Source organism: Pedobacter nutrimenti, assembly GCF_032678445.1.
GTDB classification, from domain to species: Bacteria; Bacteroidota; Bacteroidia; order Sphingobacteriales; family Sphingobacteriaceae; genus Pedobacter; species Pedobacter nutrimenti_A.
Map to the genome: position 1 here is coordinate 83,746 of NZ_JAVTSQ010000018.1, position 18,499 is coordinate 102,244.

The following is an 18,499-nucleotide window of genomic DNA, read 5'->3' on the forward strand; positions in this document are numbered from 1 at the left end:
CATCCGCCCGCCAGATTAGCTGGTTTACTGAAAAACAGAACGCCCCAAATTTTACGCACAGAAACAATTTAAATTCAAAAAAATGATACGTGTTAGAGTAACTCCCATCAAAGGGCAAATTCTTGAAAGATTAAAAAAAGACCTAAGGCGAGAACAAAAGGAAAAAATGATGATAGATAAAATCGCAAAACAGTTTGCAGAAAGTGGCCTTCCACTGGAAAACCTGGATGTATATACCTCAGGTTTTTATGCGGCCTTAAAAACCACTAAAAAAAGAAGCAGAAAAAAAATGGTCAGAAAGATCATCAACAACTTGGATTATCCAGAAAGTCAAAAGCAAGAAATTGCACTAAAATGTAGCGGGATATCGAAAGAAAAATACGATCTCCTTCTTGCAAAAGAGCAAGAGAAGACAGACGCTGCTGAGGCAAAAAAAAATTAAAAACAGATAGGGTTTTGGTCTCTCTTTTTAATGCATCTATTAAAAAGAGAGACTAAAATTTAATCTTCGTAAATTATCGACTTCCGTTTTATGTACTTTGGAGAAAATCTCATCCTCTGCCATTTTTTTGTTTTTGCTTCGTCGATTTCTCCGCTGCTAAACACCGTCTCTAAAATTGCCGCCGGGCTAAATTTCTGACTGTTTATAATCACCAGGCCTCCCATTTTATGCTTCATAAAACCTAATGACAAAACTGGCACCGTTAAACAACCCGGCTCTGTTTCAAATGTCCATTGTTGTGGCGCTAAGGTTTTATCCGTAAAAGAGATATCTGCGGTATGTACCTCCTGCAGCAGCATCCTTTCATTTTTAAGATCGAAAGACACCACGGTACAGTTCAATCTGCAATATGTAGCACCCTTAAGGAATTTCAAGTCTTGCGGCAACTGCAGCTCCGGGAGCTCTATCTGTAAAATATTCCCTGTAACCGTCACTTCTGGCTTTACCAACAAGGATTTTTTCAACGGAGAACAAAGATTGAAGTCAAAACCATCCAGTGCAGAAAAATTAAGTTCCTCCAAAATCACCCGGTTTGTTTTCTCATCTAAATCCTGGCGCAACGACTGCAATATTTCTGTAAGAAACCTGGTGTTCATATCTCCATCATGAAAACCAGCAACAACCGTGTTAAACGCTTTTCTTATTGCACAAGCAAGGCTACTCCCGTAGCCAAAAACTTCTGCGGCATTTTTTGTACCTTTAGTACGGGCACTTTTAGGAGTTACCGCTTTTGATTGTATAATCTGTTTGCCCCGATGTACCTTTGAAATTGTTGGGCCTACCAGGCCCCTTAAGTGTTTTCCATCAAATCTTGCCATTTCGATTTATATTTTGGTTAAAGGATATACTATGTTCCGGCATGGTTCAATCCTGGTTCCTATTTACTCCTGAGTTAATACCCAGTCAGAGCAGAGTAAGTCCGGGTTTTCCTGTAAAAACCCGGACTTACTCCGGACTAACTCCGGACTAACTCTGCCCTGAATACGAACGAAGACCAGACCATTCCTGGTCTTGTTACGGTCTGTAATTAAATCAATTAACTTTAAGCTTATAAAAAGGGCCGGGCATCACCTCCCTTAGATAATACCACGGCCCATTCTGGTCTGCATGAATTAAAAGAGTCTTGTTTTTCTAAAAAATAAAGTCCCTAACTTTAATCTCTAAAAAATGAGTGTAATTTCTTTTCTCACTTAGCCTATTCAGCAAAATTTTGCTATTTTAACACAACGTAAAGTTCTAGTTCGAAAATCACTTTTTACTAGGCCAGTTGTAATTATATGTACTGTGCCAGTTTCCGATCCTCCCTACTTACCAATCAGTCCTTCTTACTTTGCTAAAAAAATTAAGTTAATCTCATCTCAAAAAAATGACAAAAATAGACGCTCAATTGTGGAAAATACCTGGTCTGGCGGAAGGATTCTACATGGCACAAGTGTATGAATTCATTATTGAAAACATACAGGAAGGTATTTTACTGCCTAACACCTATTTACCGCCTTACCGGGAATTTGCCCAGTTAAACGGCATCAACAGAAATACCATTTTACGTGTATTCAATAAGCTCCAGGAACAGGGCTGGGTGATTGCACAGCCTGGAAAGGGTATTTTTGTATCCCCTACTTATCCGGGCCATGATCCACTTCATCCGGCTTCGGCAGCTATTGATCGTCTGCCGATCAGACTAAGATCACCTACTCCAATACCGCTGGACCCGGAAAAACCAAGGCAAAACTTTACGACCATAGGTTTTGACATCCCCAGCCCCTACTATTTCCCGGTAAGCTTGTATTACAAATACATGCGGTACCACACCAAACGCTATCAAAACGTAAAACAAATCCAACAGGTTATCGATGCCCAAGGCTTCGATTTTAAGGATGCGATCCTGACCCACTTTAATGTGATGCGCGGATTTAACCTCCATCCGCAATCTTTAGAGGTGATCATGGGCAGACGGGAAAGCCTCGATGCTTTACTTAACGTACTGATAGAACCGGGTGAAACTGCCATCAGCACAGCACCTCAAGACCTCGTTCTCCAGGAAGCACTGAACAGATCTGGTGCAGAAACAATAGCCATGAGCACTGTAGACCCAGGGTTTATAGATCAACTATCGGACTTGCTGCAGCATAAAAAAATCAAGGTACTCCATGTACGTCCTCAATGTGGTTATCCTGAAAACAACCACCTGAGTCCGGAAATTTGCAGACAACTCATTGGTCTTGCCAAAGAACATCAATTCTATCTTCTGGAGGAAGATGAATACCATGAATTCTGGTACAAACCCCAGCCCTATATCCCATTGGTGAGATACAACCACAAAGGACATGTGATATATCTGGGCGTATTGAGCTTACTGACTCCTTATATGCAAAACACCAGGGTCATTGCTGCAGCTGCAGAATTTATTGCGCTGCTGAAAAAGGTACCCATGGAGCCATTCCGTTACCGGAACATTATTGAAGAGAAAGTGATTGCAGATATTTTACGGAGCGGAGAACTCTGGAAATATGCAAAAAAAGCCAGAATGGCGAAAGAAATCCACCGGTACGAAATCAGTATGGAGATGCAAAATTACCTGCATGGAATTGCAGAGATCTATACTCCGGATAGCGGCTTAAGCCTTTGGCTTGAATTTGGACATGCTGAAAGTCTGTTGGGTTATATGCAGGCTATTGAAAATCAGGGTATCGAAATCCCCTATCCTCTGGGCAGTCAAATGCCGGGAACCGGCGTAACCAATATCCGGCTGGGCTATGGTACCTGGGACGTAAAGGAAGCAGAAGAGCCGGCTAAACTGATCAAAGAAAAGTTTAATTCCAGGGAGATTTGAACCCAATTTGTTATCTTGAGCCGTCTAATTTTAAAAAAACATTCAAAAGATTTTATGAAAAAAACGCTATTAATTTTCTCCTTTTTACTGCTTGCAGCCAGCTCTTCCTTTAGCCAGGACAATGCGGCTTACAAAACCGCTCTGGGAAAGATGATGCAAGCCTCCGGTGCTGAAACCATTTATAAGGCAGCTATTTCACAAATGATGACCATGATGAAACAGCAAAAAAACGAGGTCCCTGCAGAAGTCTGGGAAAGTTTACAAACCGAAATGTCAAAAATTTCAGTGATCGAACTGACCGACATGCTGGTACCGGTTTACCAAAAACACCTGACCATCCAGGATATTAATGACCTGACCAGCTTTTACAATACCCCGATAGGAAAGAAATTTGCAGAAAAATCGCCCCTGATTATGCAGGAATCTATGCAAATTGGACAGCAATGGGGTCAAAAGATTGGTCAGCAGGTGGCGGATAAGCTGAAAGACAAGGGCTATTAGGATTGTATCAAGAATTTGATACGGAATAGGCCAGATTCCCTGCCTCATTCGCTATTTTTACGAATTAACCGACTTATTAATTCGTAAGGCATGAAGAAACTCTTACTCAACCTTTTTTTCCTTACTGCATCCTGTGGTGTTTTCGCCCAGGATGCAGTAAATTATCAAACGCCTCCAAAAGCTATTGCAGATCTGCTCCTGGCTAAGTCAACGCCTTCCGTTAAGCTGGACGGCAAAGCAGAATGGATGTTGCTGAGCAACCGCAACTCGTATCCTTCTGTAGAAGAACTGGCCATGCCTGAATTGCGGATTGCAGGGCTACGCATCAACCCTGGAAATTTCGCGCTCAGCAGACAAACTTTTATCAATGGGTTTACCCTTAAAAATATCAAAACCGGTAAAACGCTGGCTCTAACTGGCCTTCCGGCTCCATTGTTTGCCGGTTACGTAAACTGGAACCCTGCTGAAACCAAGATTTCTTTTACCAATACAACAGCAACTGGTGTAGATCTGTATGTCATTGACATCGCTACGGCTAAAGTAGCAAAGGTGAACAAACAACACCTGAATGTTATTCTGGGAAGCGGCATCAGCTGGCTGGACAACAATACCCTTTTATACAGAACGATTGTAAGACCTGCAACTGAAGCACCTCCTAAATCTTTAATGCCAAAAGGCCCTGCAGTGCAACAGAACCTAGGCAAAGTGTCTCCAAGCGCCACTATCCAGGATTTGATCAAAACACCTTATGATGAACAGCTTTTCGAGTTCTATGCGACCTCCCAGCTGGTGAAAAACAGCAATGGTCAGGAGTCTCCAATTGGAAAACCTTCCATCTATTTAAGTGTAGGCAGTTCTCCTGACAAAACATACTTATTACAACGCAAGATCAGAAAACCATTTTCATACCTGGTTTCTGCTGGTGGTTTCCCTTCTGTGGTAGAAATTACAGATCTAAACGGAAAAGTAGTTAAAGAACTGGCGCAGCTTCCTTCTTCTGAGGGTACACCATCCGGGTACGACAATTTGCAGAATAAGCCAAGAGGCTTTGAATGGCGTGGGGATGAGGCGGCTACAATTGTATGGGCCGAGCCTTTGGACAGTGGTTTGATCAAAAAACAGGTACCTTTTCATGATGCAGTTTATGCGCTGAATGCACCGTTTACTGCAAAGGCCAAAGAACTCTTCAAAACCCAGACCCGTTATCGGGGTACCACCTGGGGCGATGCGACTTTAGCCCTGGTACAGGAAGGATTGCGCAGTAAACAAACTTTCCGGACAAGCCGTTTCAATTCTACAAGCGGTCAGCTGGAAACCTTATACGAAGGAAATCAAACCGATGCTTATAATGATCCTGGAGATCCGGTATTGACCAGGAACAAATATGGGAAATATGTAATCCAAACGGTAGACAATGGCACTAAAATACTGATGAACAACCAAACAGGTTCTTCACCAAAAGGAGATTTACCTTTTCTGGCCAAGTTTGACCTGGCAAGCAAAAAGAACGAAATCTTGTGGAGAAGTGCTGAAGGTACTTTTGAATACGTAGAAGATGTGATTGATCCGGTAAAATTGGTTTTACTGACCAGACGAGAATCTCAGAAAGAGGTACCTAATTACTTTATCAAAAACCTGGTGCTTCGCGTTGCCGAGCGCCAGATTACCGATTTCAGCAATCCTTATCCTGAACTGAATGGGGTCATTAAGGAGAAAGTGGCCTATAAGCGTGCGGATGGCATAGACCTGACTGGTAATTTATATTTACCTAAAGGCTATGACAAGACTAAAGACGGCCCGCTTCCTTTGCTGATCTGGGCTTACCCGAGAGAATTCAACTCTGCAGCAGATGCAGCGCAAATCCGTGGCTCTAAAGACAGGTTTACAACCATCAGCTGGGCTTCGCCTATTTATTGGGTAACCCAGGGTTATGCTGTTCTGGACAATGCAGAGATGCCAATTGTTGCTGCCGAGGGTAAAAAACCAAACGATACTTTTGTAGACCAATTGAAAATGAATGCCGAAGCGGCCATCAATAAACTGGCAGATATGGGTGTGGCTGACCGTAACCGCATTGCAGTTGGCGGCCACAGTTACGGCGCCTTTATGACGGCTAATTTACTGGCCCATACCAATTTGTTTAAGGCGGGTATTGCCAGAAGTGGTGCCTACAACAGGACCTTAACGCCTTTTGGCTTCCAGAACGAAGACCGCACGTACTGGGATGCTCCGGAATTGTATTACCAGATGAGTCCTTTCAGCTATGCGAATAAGATCAAAACGCCCTTATTGCTGATTCATGGAGATTCTGACGACAACCAGGGTACTTTCCCGATCAACAGTGAGCGCTTGTTCAATGCCATTAAAGGATTTGGTGGTACAACAAGATATGTTTCTCTTCCTTATGAAGCCCACAGCTACAGAGGCAAGGAAAACCTGCTTCACATGCTCTGGGAAATGAACAGCTGGCTGGATACCTATGTAAAGAATGCTAAATAAAAAAGAAAGCGGCTGATGGGCCGCTTTTTTTATGCAATTTCATCTCGTTATATGTAATATTACATGTACAACGCTGTCTAACAGATGTGTTCCATTTAAGCTGTTTCTATGTCAAAGAAATCTATTGTCCTCTGGTCGTTCATTCTGCTAAAATTCATCATTCAATACTTCGTCATTCACCCGGTTTACGACCTGCAAAGGGATGAATTTCTGCATCTTGATCTTGGAAAACACCTGGCCTGGGGCTATACCTCTGTTCCTCCGCTAACCTCCTGGACATCCTGGTTGATGTTATCGTCTGGCCATACCCTTTTCTGGTTGAAGTTTTTCCCGGCTTTATATGGTGCCCTCACCACATGGGTGGTCTGGAAGATTATAGAAGAGCTGAAGGGAAACTGGTTTGCACTGATATTAGGGGCCATTGCAACAACCTTTTCTATATTGTTCAGGATCAATTCGCTCTACCAGCCCAATTCATTGGATTACCTGTGCTGGACGCTGTTGTATTATACATTGATTAAGTACACCAATACCCAACACCGCAACTGGCTTTTTGCCGCTGCTGTTGCGTTTGCAATCGGCTTTTTGAACAAATACAATATCCTGTTCCTGGTGTTCGGCTTATTCCCCGCATTGCTGCTTGGAGAACAGCGAAAATGGTTTTTAAAGAAAGATTTTTACCTCTTCCTAGCCTTAGCTCTGCTGCTCATTTCGCCCAATCTGATCTGGCAGTTTCAACACCATCTTCCTGTGATCAAACACATGGCAGAACTGAGGGCTACACAATTGGTTAATATGAACCGGATGGATTTGTTTAAGGACCAGTTGCTATTCTTTGCCGGAGCAGACTTTGTAATGATCGCGGGTTTGATTGCCTTGATCATCTACCCCCCTTTCCGCCCTCATCGTTTTGTATTGTTCTCTTATATTTTCACCCTGCTGATTTTTTCCTATTTTCAAGCCAAGTCTTATTATGCCATTGGCCTGATTCCTGTATTGCTGGGTTTTGGAACGGTTTATCTGGAACAGTTGTGCAGCAAAGGCTGGACCCGGCGGCTAAGGCCGGTAGCAATAGTGCTTCCGTTAGTGGTGTTCCCTTCTTTTGCAAAACGTACTTTGCCGCTCTATAGTCCTGAAGAAATTATTAAAAAGCAGGCTACAGATAAAAAATTTGGAGTATCCAGATGGGAAGATGGAAAAGATCATCCTTTACCTCAGGATTATGCGGATATGCTCGGCTGGAGAGAACTGGCCGAAAAAGTAGACCGGGTATATGGAGGTGTCGCAGATAAAAAACATATACTGGTGATCTGTGACAATTATGGCGAGGCAGGTGCAATTAATTTTTATTCCAGGTACAAGAACATAGATGCAGTGTCTTTTAATGCCGATTACAAAAACTGGTTTGATCTGGATAAGAATTACGATACAGTGATCAGCATCAAGGAAAATTCTCTGCCAAATCAGGGTAATCCCGACGAGAAAGTTTTGTTCCATAAGATCACGGTTATGGGCAGCATTGAAAACCCTTATGCCAGAGAAAAAGGAACCTATATCCTTTTGCTGGAAGAACCCAAAACGGATATTAATCTCTTGCTCAGAAAAAGAATAGCTTCGTTAAACTAAGCCTATTTAAACCTGATCGCTTTTAGCGGAGAAATTTTGCTGACCAGCAAAGAAGGCAGGATCAGAACGATGAGGCAGATCACCAGGGTAGCCACATTGAGTAAAATCACGTCTGCTGCATGAATCTCTACCGGAACATATTTCAGGTAGTAAGAGCTTTGATCAAGGGTGAAAATATGGGTGTGATTTTGAAAATAGGCCAGTCCAAGCCCAAGGAGGTTTCCAAGCAGCAATCCAATACCCACCAGGTAGGCGGCATTGTACAGGAAGATCTTCATAATGCTGAAATCACTCATACCAAAGGCTTTAAGTACGCCGATCATATTGGTCCTTTCCAGGATCATGATCAGCAATGCAGTGATCATATTGATCACGCCCACAATCATCATTAAAATGAGCATTACCCTGGTGTTCACGTCGAGCATGGACAGCCAGGAGAAAATATTGGGGTAATAGTCTCTCACTGATTCTGACTTTAAACGGGCATCCAGGTGATCATAAATACCATCTGCAATCTGATCAATTTTAGAGAAATCTTTGACCCGGACTTCTATACCACCAACTTCATTCGCTTTCCAGTTGTTGAGTCGCCGGATGACGTTGAGGTTCCCAATCACAAAACTCTTATCAATCTCCTCTACGCCAATATCATAGATCCCAACGATCGTCAATTTACGTTTCCTTGGCGGATCCTGCACAAAATGCATAATGAAGGAATCGCCGGTTTTGAGCTTCAAACGGCTTGCGGTATAACTGGAAATCATAATTTCCTTGTTAGACTGCGCACTGTCTTTAAAAGACATGACCCGGCCGCTCACCAGGTGGGTTTTGATATAATCCCAGCGATAGCTGGAATCTACGCCTTTGAAATTAATGCCTTCTACTTCGTCATTTGCCGATATAATGGCTGGTTTGGTAGAATAAGGCTGGAAATATTCTATCTGCGGATTATTTTTAAGCGCTTTCAGTGTCTCTGCACTGGGGGCAAAAGGGGAAAGCTCAAACGAATTGTTCAGGTCCAGTTTAAAGATCCGGATGTCTCCAACATAACCTCTTACTTTATCCTGGATCTCGGTTTTAAAGCCTTTTATAATGGCTACAGACAGCATCATAACCGACAAACTGAGCATAATGCCCGAAATTGCAATGCGTACAATCAGTTTGGAAAAGGTACGCTCTGCTTTTACAGAGATCTTTTTGGCTATGAAATATTCTATATTCAATGTTTTGCAATAAATAGGTCTTCAGAGGGAGTGTAAAAATGCAAATATTAAACCAATTATAGCTGATCTGGTTATTTATATTTGGATATAAGTTGCTTTAGCGCTGGCTCAATTGCCAGGGCATGGCCTAGCCCAAAAGTAACCATTACACGATCATGCTGTTTTAAGGCAAGATCTATCTTGTTCAGCAGCAGGCTATCCCTGACCATTTTTGAGCTACGTCCAATTTCGCAAAAAGAACATTCACCACCGTTTATGTAATCAAATTTTTCGATGTCCTGCGTCAGTTTAAGTTCAAAGTCGTGATCCGTGTATTTACGATATAACTGTTTGAAATAGGCAAAAGATTGCTGCTTGTCGTTTAATGGAAATCCTTCCTGTACAAACCATTTTTTTACCACTTTCAAATATAATCCCTCAAAGGGTACTTTACCATAGGCTCCTGACAGATAAGGAATCACCAAACGTTCCATCATGTAATATAAGAAAAGCTTGTCCGCAGGATAGCGTTTAAGGGTGATCGCAAATTCCTGGCTATCTGGCATGTCTCCATTCATCATTTGAATGCCTGCTCTATCGCTCCAATACTTCAATACACCCGTTTCTGCTTTCCTTTGAAAGCCATCGGCGGCAGAAACAAAATGAATACTGTCGGCCATCTGACCACCTTCATTGAAGGCAATCTCTGGCTTAAGATCGTTAAAATAGCGACCGATCACCTTAAAAAAACCAGACGTCGTATCCCGACTATGATCGCATCCAATGAAGACCAATCGTTTCTGGCCAGCTTTCAGGTCGATTATGTAGGGTACTTTGACCGTATCCATCATTTTACCTACCGTTATATAATCTACTGTTTGGCAGTTCGCGGTGTAGCAGTAAAGCATCAGCATGACAAGGAATATAAACCGACAATATTTTTTCACCATAGATCTAATTTAGCAAGAAATAAAGAAATTAAAGGTGATGTCCTGTCTTCCTTCTCCTATTGTTCCAATGAACTATAAAACCTGCGCATGGAAGCAGTAGTTATACTCCAGTCCGGGGCTTTGATATGACCCCATGCCTTAGGATTATCATACAAATTGAAATAACAAACTCCAAAAATCTGTGGATAAGCATTGATGGTTTTTGCTGCGTCGCTTAACCATTTGTCCTGAAATTTTTCCGGGCCTTTGACACCAAATTCTGTAATGAACAGGGGCTTGTCTGCAAACCTCATTCTATGGTACTTTCGTTCAAAAATAGCACGAAATGATTCTTGTTGTTCGGGATCTGTAATATTCTTATCCGGCAAACCATAAATGGCGATACTGATATCATCTACAACATCGTCGCCCGGCCAGAAATCGATGGAGCCTCTATCGCCCGCGGGTCCCCATATTTTTTTCACATTACGACCTGGTCCGCCTTCAAATTGCATAAAATAGCGGAAAGTCTGGATATAGGTTACCGGGTCCTGGCTTTGCCATGGGTACCTATGTATGGGAATTTCCATCTCGTGCATCCACCTTAGATACACTGTACGTTGAACAGAAGAAACAATATGAAACAATTTTCTGATCTCCGCATCATGCTTGCCCGACAAGATGGCTTCCAATGCATTATTTTCTGCTTTTCCATCGATATCATGCCAAGGTTCCATGGTAACTATCGGATCGTGGTTCCGGTCTATAACCTCCCGGAATTTCCGTTCAAAATCTCCGCGTTTTAGTTCTCCCCAATCGGTAAAAAGGTGTTCGACCGTTATAAATTTTTGTTCTATCAACTTCTTATTTGGATCAAAAGCGCCAATATCCAAATGTTTCCTTAAGGGCTTTACTTTTCCGGTATCCACATAATTGCTTGTCGCATATATAAGATCTTTGTATTTGTCCATATAAGCTTGCTGGTCGGTAAGCCAGCTGGCTTTAAAATCTGAGTGACTTACATGGGAAGATCTGATCACCAAAACAGGTTTATTGATGAACCTTAACCGATGCAACTTATGCTTTAGCATTTCAGGTATAGTCTGATCTTTTGGATATACATTAAGGCTGTACTCAGAATTGCTCCCCAGGGTAATACTGGCTAAATCAACGGCCTGGCTACCTGGCCAGTATTCCGTATCGCCCGGATAGCCCGAAGGTCCCCAGACTATTTTTACCTTTGGCGCATACTGCTTTATCTTTTGAGCGAAATAAACAAATGCCCTGTTGTAGGCATCAGAAGATTGAAATTGCCAGGGATATTCCTGTACAGGTACTTCCATATCCGGAGCCCAGCGAATATAAACCTGATGTTTACCTTTGGAAGCTAGTTTTGCCAATTGTTTGATACCGAAGTCAAACCTGCCATGTACGATTTCACTTAAAACATTTTTATGATAAGAAAGTCTGTTTGGCCAGGTCTCCACCGTGATCAGCACATCGTGATCTGCCATTGCAGCTTCAACTGATCCGCTGGAGGAAAACAATGCTGTGCTCCGTAAAATAGCCTTATAATGCTGTACAGCTCCCGGATGAAATGTCTCAGACTTAGAAGATCTATCAAAAATGGCAACTACAGAATCATCCGACTGATAGTACTCATTGATGAATATTGATTTAAGAAATGATCTTCCAAATACACAGAGTGTTATGATGAACAGGACTCCGAGACCAGAAAACAAATATTTACGGACATTTCTTCGCATGTATTCAAAAATTAGTTGTTCAATGGAGTATTTAGTGTCGTATAATCATCTGCGGAATTCTCCCCTTTTCTGGCCACGAGGTATATCCTGTACCTTTCTTGTCTGGGAGGAATCGTAACCTGAACCGCAGGGCCGTTGCCTATAGCATTAACTGCAACTGCATCTCCCCAGGCATCTGTTTTTACAAGGTACCATTCAAATTGAAGGTCTGCTGTTCCGGGGCCTGCCAGATTCCATTGATCATTAAGATAAACCAGCGCACGATAAGAAAGCAAAGCTCCTGTAGTTGTAGTTAAAGCCGGCCTTAAAATTTTAACAGGTGGCAGTTTATAAGGAGAAATTTTGCCGTTCCAGCCTGCGCTGATTCTGGAAAGTGAAGATTTATTACCTCCCCAAATATCCTTTAACCCATCGAAAGTAACGGTAGATGCGGATTGCTGGTCTTGCCAGTTCGCATAAAAAATACTGGCCGGAGGGAAGCTTGCATCTCCAAATACTTTTGGATCGGCACTACTGATAAAATATGGCATCTTCAAACTGGCAGAAATATTTTTCAATGCGCCTTTATTTTTAATCACCAATCCGAAAGCATTGAGTTCCGGTATTTCCCGGTGGATCAAATTCATCGTTTCTGTTAAATCTGCCGAAGCCAATATGTCGATGGTCACCGTTCTGCTCTGATCGGCCAGTTTGATCTCGTGTACTAAATCTTTAAGCCATTTCAGGTAGCTGGACCGGGCTTGGTTTACCTGTTTTTTTTGATAGTATTGCCCGAGTTGCTGAAAGGTTATATTACCCAAATTCCATGATTTTATAGAAGGTATTGATTTATAATTATTTACGGTTTTCAGTATCTGTTCCGATAATTGTGTCAGATGGTCTTCATTATTGATAAAATGAGAGGGATCCGGAATCCAAAAGCTATAATAAACTTCAAGACCATTCTGTGCTGCCTGGTCAAGAATAGAGTGATCATAGATGTTCGGCCCATATATTTTTATAGAGTTGAACCCCGCCTGCCTTATTTCCTTAAAGTCCTGAGTAATGATCTTTTTTGTTAAGGGGTATATATTTTTATACCAGTAACTTCCTTTGGAATAAATCACCCCCCTGACAGCATTAAAATAAGAGAGACTCAAAACCTGTGGATGATTTTCTGGTTTCCCTGGTTTATTGTCGCTCCCAACCGCACGACTGCTGTAGGATCTAAATGAAACACTGGAAGCTTCATCATTACCTGTATGTTTTGCAACATACACACTTACACAAACGACTAAAATGATCAATAACAAACTCAGTCTTCTGACCCCGGTGTATACCTTTCGTCTCAACAGCCAAAATTGCTTTTTGATCAGCTTTATATTTTTAGCAACGGCGTACATACCGGCCTGCTGTTTTACATATACATCCATTTTCAACTCAGAACTTGCAATGAGTATAAAAATCATAAACAGGCAATTTAAGCCGGAAATTCCGGCCATAAAAAGCGAAAATGGATTCCAGTCACTGTACAATCCATAGGCGATCGCAGCTACGGAAATAAGCAATACAGAAATATTTGGAAGGTTATATTTTAAATTTTTCTCATCTATAACTTCCTTTGGAGTGGCAATATAGGGAACGTTTTTTCTGATAAATGTATAAACCACACCTAAGATAAAAACCCACCATGTTCCAATCAGCAACAAGCCTCCCACCACATGAAAGCCTCTTTCATCATCTTCCATTACCCATTGCTGCACAAAATGCCTGATTACAACAACTGCAGCAATAAATGGCGTTCCGATGATTAGAAACTCTGAAAAATCCATCTTCAATGGAAATGTTCCGGTAAGCAGGCTAATGACCGGGATCAGGAAATTGATTAGAAATATGAAGCCAGACAGGTAAAAAAATGGCAGCAGCCCGTAATGTAGCTTTTGTCGCCAGCTAAATTTGGTAAATAAGGAAATGTACGATGTAATCAAAAGTTCAAAGACTCCCCGCGACCATTTTAACTGTTGTTTGTAATAGGCTGATAAAGTAGCCGGAACTAAACCTTTTGTTAAGACCTGGGGTACATATATTGATTTCCAGCCACGTGCATGCAGCTGCATTGCGGTATGCATATCTTCAGCAAGGCCTGCTGCATGTCCTCCAATAGAATCCAGTGCAGCACGTCTGAAAGTACAGTTTGCTCCGATAGCCTGTACTGTTCCATAGCTGTTCATGCACATCATCATCGGGCCATAAAACTGGTAGGTCTGTTGAGCTGCCCCTTTGGCAATCCAGCCTATATCCTGATTATAGTAAGCCTGAACGATCTGTACGTAACCTATTTCCGGACGATCAAAATGAGAAACGATAGGATCAAGAAAACCCGGTACAGGAATATGATCTGGATCAAGTATGACACACAATTCGCCCGTAGTTTGCCTCAGTGCATGGTTGATATTTCCCGCCTTTGCATTGATCTTTTCCTTTCGGGTCATATGATGTACCCCCAGTTCCTTGCACATCGACTTTAAATAGGGATCATCAGCCTCGTCACACAAATAACTTTGATGAGGATAAGTTATCGCCTGCATGGCCCGAAGGGTTTCTATGATCATCTCATAGGGCTCACCCGCACAAAAAGTGGTTAAAATATCAACGGTATAGGTCCGCGTAGTGGCTGGGGTTTCAGGAATACTTATTGACCAGTAGTGATACCATTCATAAACAATTTTAAAAAAGGTATATACAAAGGTAGAGATCAGCAACCAGTATAAAGGTTTGTATCCAACTACATTGTCCCTGAACAGGGTGTTCATAAAAAAAAACATGCATATCAACCCAATCACGATCATTAACCGAAGGGTAAACAATTGTTTTCGAGTAGGCGGTTTTACTGTACTTTGACTATGCTTCATGGATTACTGATCGCGTAAAATGGTGTATTTGCCGTTGCCAAATAGCCGCTATGGTTATAGATGTAGACGAATAAGCGGTATGGTCCTTCCTGATCTGGTATTTTGAATTTCACCCCAGCCCCTTTATTCTCCAATATTAAGCCTTCCAGTTTTTCTGGTTTCTTTTCACTAAATATACCATTCGGTTTATGCCAGTCTTCTTTCATCAGCTCCCATCTGTAGCTTAATTCTTCCTGATTTGACTGGGTAAAGAGAACCTCTCCATTGGCTACGGCACCAGGCTTTAAAAAGATATTGTCTTTGGCGCCTTTGCCATTGAGCAACATATAATTTAACAATGGCCCTGTTGCTGTTGCTTTTTTGCCGGTCCAGATATATTGCATCACATTTACAGCTTCCGTCTTTATTCCATTTTCATCAAACAGGCTAAACCATGTAGGGGTAAGTTCTTGTTTTTGCCCCCAGTAAAACACCATGGACCCCAGGTACCGGGGATCTTTGTATGGCATATATTTTTGATAAAGTTCGAGATATTGTTCAGCCTTTTTAGTACTGGTGCTTTCGATATAAGCCCCCCAGGCATTTTGAAAATCTGTAGTCCAGGGGCCTTCAATACCCCATTCTGTAATCAGGAACGGGCCTTTCCAAAACCAGTCAATACTTTTTATGTCTGTACTGAATGTTTTTAAGGCCCCAAATATATTGAACGATAAGAAGTCAATTTCGGTTCGGAAAGTAATGTTAAATATATTTTTTTTCTGAACTGAAAGTAAGGTGGTCGTCACCGGGTGATTGGGATCATTTACATGGATCAACGATACGATCTTATTAAAGGTTTCATAAAACTTATTGTACTTAGGCCTGTTTGGAAACACCAGCTCATTGCCCAGGCACCAAAACAAAACTGATGGATGGTTTTTAAATTTATTAACAATAGTCAATATGTCTTTTTCAAACCTCTTTGTCTTTAAATCATCATTGTAAAAACCATCAACATATTCACTGGAAAGCATGGGCAAACCTACCACAACCGCAATCTGGTAATGACTTGCAGAATCCAGGATATCCTTCAGATGCAGTGTATCCCATACTCTTATCGTATTACCTCCAGCTTCTTTTAAAGCCTTAAAATTTGTAAATCCTGAGGCACCTTTAATAACAAAGGGCTCTCCATTTCTATAAACGGTGTATTTTTCGCTATCTTTCTTAATATAGACACTGGACTTTTCGTCAAATGCCGCTTTCTTCTTTTGATTGCAACTCATAAACAGAAAGCCGAGTACAGCAAGGAATAAGATTGAATTAAGAAAATTTTTATTCATTATCTATGGGGATCATTTCAAAATAGTCTAGTAATTCACCCAGAATACCTGATTATTTTCGTTTAAAACTATGTATAAATATTAATATTTTCCTTTTCCTGCAAGGAAATTAACTAAAATGGCCGCCAGCTCTGATTTGAAGAACAAGAAGTTTATAGCTACCTTTAAGTTGTTCAAATGAAACCATCATAAGCATACCGCTTACAAACAGCAGTGAATATGCTTATGATAGCATCATAACCATTAAAAAACAAACCGAGTTTACGAGTTCATTAATACTAATGAAACCATCATAAGCATACCGCTTACAAACAGCAGTGAATATGCTTATGATAGCTTCATAACCATTAAAATTAATTATATACTAATGAAAATCCAAAGCCTATGAAAGCGACCGCATCCCTGTTTATATATTTGATTTTAAGCACCCTGGCCTTAAAAAACTGTGCAGCTAAAACACCTGATCAGTTTCATTCTGACACCCTGGCCACCTATAGCGTCCAGTCGGTACCTATGGGTAAGAAACACAAGCAGGTTCCTCTGGAGGATATTCGTACAGGTGCAGAGCAAACGGAATTGTACCTCCCTTTACTGGAAGGAAAACGGGTAGGTATGGTGGTAAACCCAACTTCGATCATTGGCCAGGAAAATTCTGTAGACAGCCTGCTTAAAAGAGGGGTAAACATTGTAAAGATCTTTGGCCCGGAGCATGGTTTTAGAGGGAACGCGAGTGCCGGCATTCATGTAGATGATGATGTAGACGCCAAAACTGGTATCAAAGCAGTTTCCTTATACGGAAAACACGAAAAGCCTACAGCAGAGGAACTCGCAGATATAGACATCATGGTTTTTGATATTCAGGATGTCGGTGTACGTTTTTACACCTATATCAACACCTTGCAGCATGTAATGGAGGCCTGTGCGGAGCATGGAAAAGAATTAATGATCCTGGACAGACCAAATCCCAATGGTTTTTATGTGGACGGTCCCATCCTGGATCCGAAGTTCAAGTCTGGCATTGGCTTAAAACCTATTCCTATTGTGCATGGGCTTACTGTAGCCGAATATGCGCAAATGCTAAATGGTGAAGGCTGGCTGGACAATAAACTGACCTGCAAACTCCAGATCATTAAGGTGGCTAATTATACCCACGACACGCCATATGAACTTCCGGTAAAACCTTCACCAAATCTGAATACGCCACAGTCCATTTTATTATATCCAACAACCTGCTTGTTTGAGGGTACTTACCTCAACCTTGGCCGGGGTACTCAGTTTCCTTTTACAATTGTTGGGTCGCCGGCGCTTAAAGGAAAATACAGCTTCTCTTTTACACCAATCAGTATTAAGGGCATGGCTGAAACCCCTTTGTTTATGAACCAGGTGTGCTACGGTTTGGATTTAAGGAAATACGACACGGATAATTTCAGAAAGGATAAAAAGATCAAACTCAGCTGGCTGATTGAACTGTACAAAGCCTCTCCTAATAAAGCTGACTTTTTCAACTCTAAGCTGAGCAATCAAATGGGGGTTATTGAGCGTTTGGTTGGCGTAGCGGACTTCAGACAACAAATTATTGCAGGCAAATCTGAGAAAGAAATCAGGGCCAGTTGGGAACCTGGCTTAAGCAAATACAAAACAATGCGCAAAAAATACTTGTTGTATCCTTAGTTAAAACACCGCCAAAGAAATAAGAAATGCCCTGTGTAATACAGGGCATTTTAGTTAAATTTTCACCTCAGCAAGGTCCTTTTTTGCCTCTGGCTCTTTTTTGACTTCCGCTTTTTCGGGTCTGTAAATGGCTCCGGTTGCAAAATCTATAATAATTCCCGGCCAAAAGAACAGATCTGCGATAAGTGCGACAGGTCTGATGGCTCTTGATGGTTGCCCTGGAAGAGGTCTGGTTCTTTGTGCCTCAGTTATTTTCCCGCCAAATACAGTGGCGCAGCTCGAAAGCATGCAAACAGCCAGTAACATGGCTATTGAGGTGTTCGTTTTCTTCATAAATGTGGTGTGCACCTATCGGTACAGAGAGCTTAGTTAATTGTTTTGTGCGGTTTGTTTAGGGGTTTCTGTCGGTTTCTTTACCTCAGGTTTGTAAATAGCTCCGGTTGCAAAATCTACAATTAAACTTGGACAGAAGAGAATGATGTCTGCGATCAATGCTACCGGCCTGATGGCTCGCGAAGGTTGTCCGGGGGCGGGCTTAGTTCTTTGGGCTTCCGTTACCTGCCCACCAAATACTGTTGCACAGCTGGAAAGCGTGCAAACGACCAATGTCATTGCGACAAGATTTGTTAATTTTTTCATTTGTGTGTGTGTTTGTGTGTATTACACCTTCTGATTGGAGAGGGCACATTCAAATTTTATAATTTAATTTCAGATAAACAATAGCACACAGACAATTAATTCAACTATTAAAACTTTC

General features: G+C 41.6%; 14 protein-coding genes. 6 read left to right on the forward strand and 8 right to left on the reverse strand.

Features of this window, described 5'->3' with window-relative positions; all coding sequences use genetic code 11:
• Window positions 1-82: 82 nt before the first annotated feature.
• Window positions 83-442, forward strand: a complete 360-nt coding sequence (locus R2S08_RS26165) for a hypothetical protein (RefSeq protein WP_316837887.1) — start codon at window positions 83-85, stop codon at window positions 440-442.
• Between the two features lie 59 nt (window positions 443-501).
• Here the strand turns inward: R2S08_RS26165 and R2S08_RS26170 are convergent, their stop codons facing one another.
• Window positions 502-1,320: a hypothetical protein gene (locus R2S08_RS26170; protein WP_316837888.1), complete on the reverse strand. Its 819-nt coding sequence runs from the start codon at window positions 1,318-1,320 to the stop codon at window positions 502-504.
• Window positions 1,321-1,868: 548 nt separating this feature from the next.
• On the opposite strand from R2S08_RS26170, the gene R2S08_RS26175 reads away from it, so the two are divergent.
• The 4 genes from R2S08_RS26175 to R2S08_RS26190 all read left to right on the forward strand — a co-directional run bounded on the left by R2S08_RS26175 (window position 1,869) and on the right by R2S08_RS26190 (window position 7,961).
• Entirely contained in the window at window positions 1,869-3,335 is a 1,467-nt protein-coding gene (locus tag R2S08_RS26175) for a PLP-dependent aminotransferase family protein (RefSeq protein ID WP_316837889.1), read from the forward strand.
• 54 nt (window positions 3,336-3,389) lie between these two features.
• Window positions 3,390-3,836, forward strand: coding sequence for a DUF2059 domain-containing protein (locus tag R2S08_RS26180; protein ID WP_316837890.1), 447 nt, complete (start codon window positions 3,390-3,392; stop codon window positions 3,834-3,836).
• Window positions 3,837-3,926: 90 nt separating this feature from the next.
• The gene (locus tag R2S08_RS26185) at window positions 3,927-6,335 is read left to right on the forward strand and encodes an alpha/beta hydrolase family protein (RefSeq protein ID WP_316837891.1); all 2,409 of its coding nucleotides are present in this window, start codon (window positions 3,927-3,929) and stop codon (window positions 6,333-6,335) included.
• 108 nt (window positions 6,336-6,443) lie between these two features.
• Window positions 6,444-7,961, forward strand: coding sequence for a glycosyltransferase family 39 protein (locus R2S08_RS26190; protein ID WP_316837892.1), 1,518 nt, complete (start codon window positions 6,444-6,446; stop codon window positions 7,959-7,961).
• Between the two features lie 2 nt (window positions 7,962-7,963).
• On the opposite strand, the gene R2S08_RS26195 is transcribed toward R2S08_RS26190, so the two are convergent.
• The 5 genes from R2S08_RS26195 to R2S08_RS26215 all read right to left on the reverse strand — a co-directional run bounded on the left by R2S08_RS26195 (window position 7,964) and on the right by R2S08_RS26215 (window position 16,071).
• Window positions 7,964-9,184, reverse strand: a complete 1,221-nt coding sequence (locus R2S08_RS26195) for an ABC transporter permease (protein ID WP_316837893.1) — start codon at window positions 9,182-9,184, stop codon at window positions 7,964-7,966.
• Between the two features lie 71 nt (window positions 9,185-9,255).
• Complete coding sequence (locus tag R2S08_RS26200) at window positions 9,256-10,113, reverse strand: hypothetical protein (protein WP_316837894.1); 858 nt, start codon at window positions 10,111-10,113, stop codon at window positions 9,256-9,258.
• A 56-nt stretch (window positions 10,114-10,169) separates the two neighbouring features.
• Window positions 10,170-11,858: a hypothetical protein gene (locus tag R2S08_RS26205; protein WP_316837895.1), complete on the reverse strand. Its 1,689-nt coding sequence runs from the start codon at window positions 11,856-11,858 to the stop codon at window positions 10,170-10,172.
• An 11-nt stretch (window positions 11,859-11,869) separates the two neighbouring features.
• Window positions 11,870-14,749 carry a glycosyltransferase family 2 protein gene (locus tag R2S08_RS26210; protein WP_316837896.1) on the reverse strand — a complete coding sequence of 960 codons (2,880 nt, stop codon included), beginning with the start codon at window positions 14,747-14,749 and terminating at the stop codon, window positions 11,870-11,872.
• On the reverse strand, window positions 14,746-16,071 hold the full coding sequence (locus tag R2S08_RS26215; RefSeq protein ID WP_316837897.1) for a glycoside hydrolase family 2 TIM barrel-domain containing protein: 1,326 nt from the start codon (window positions 16,069-16,071) through the stop codon (window positions 14,746-14,748). Before R2S08_RS26215 ends, R2S08_RS26210 begins: the two co-directional genes overlap by 4 nt.
• A gap of 513 nt (window positions 16,072-16,584) precedes the next feature.
• Between R2S08_RS26215 and R2S08_RS26220 the strand changes: the two genes are divergently transcribed.
• On the forward strand, window positions 16,585-17,742 hold the full coding sequence (locus R2S08_RS26220) for a DUF1343 domain-containing protein (protein WP_316837911.1): 1,158 nt from the start codon (window positions 16,585-16,587) through the stop codon (window positions 17,740-17,742).
• Between the two features lie 54 nt (window positions 17,743-17,796).
• On the opposite strand, the gene R2S08_RS26225 is transcribed toward R2S08_RS26220, so the two are convergent.
• Window positions 17,797-18,075 carry a hypothetical protein gene (locus R2S08_RS26225; RefSeq protein WP_316837898.1) on the reverse strand — a complete coding sequence of 93 codons (279 nt, stop codon included), beginning with the start codon at window positions 18,073-18,075 and terminating at the stop codon, window positions 17,797-17,799.
• Between the two features lie 36 nt (window positions 18,076-18,111).
• Window positions 18,112-18,381 (reverse strand): hypothetical protein, encoded by a 270-nt coding sequence (locus R2S08_RS26230; protein WP_316837899.1) that lies wholly within the window; start codon window positions 18,379-18,381, stop codon window positions 18,112-18,114.
• Window positions 18,382-18,499 lie beyond the last annotated feature (118 nt).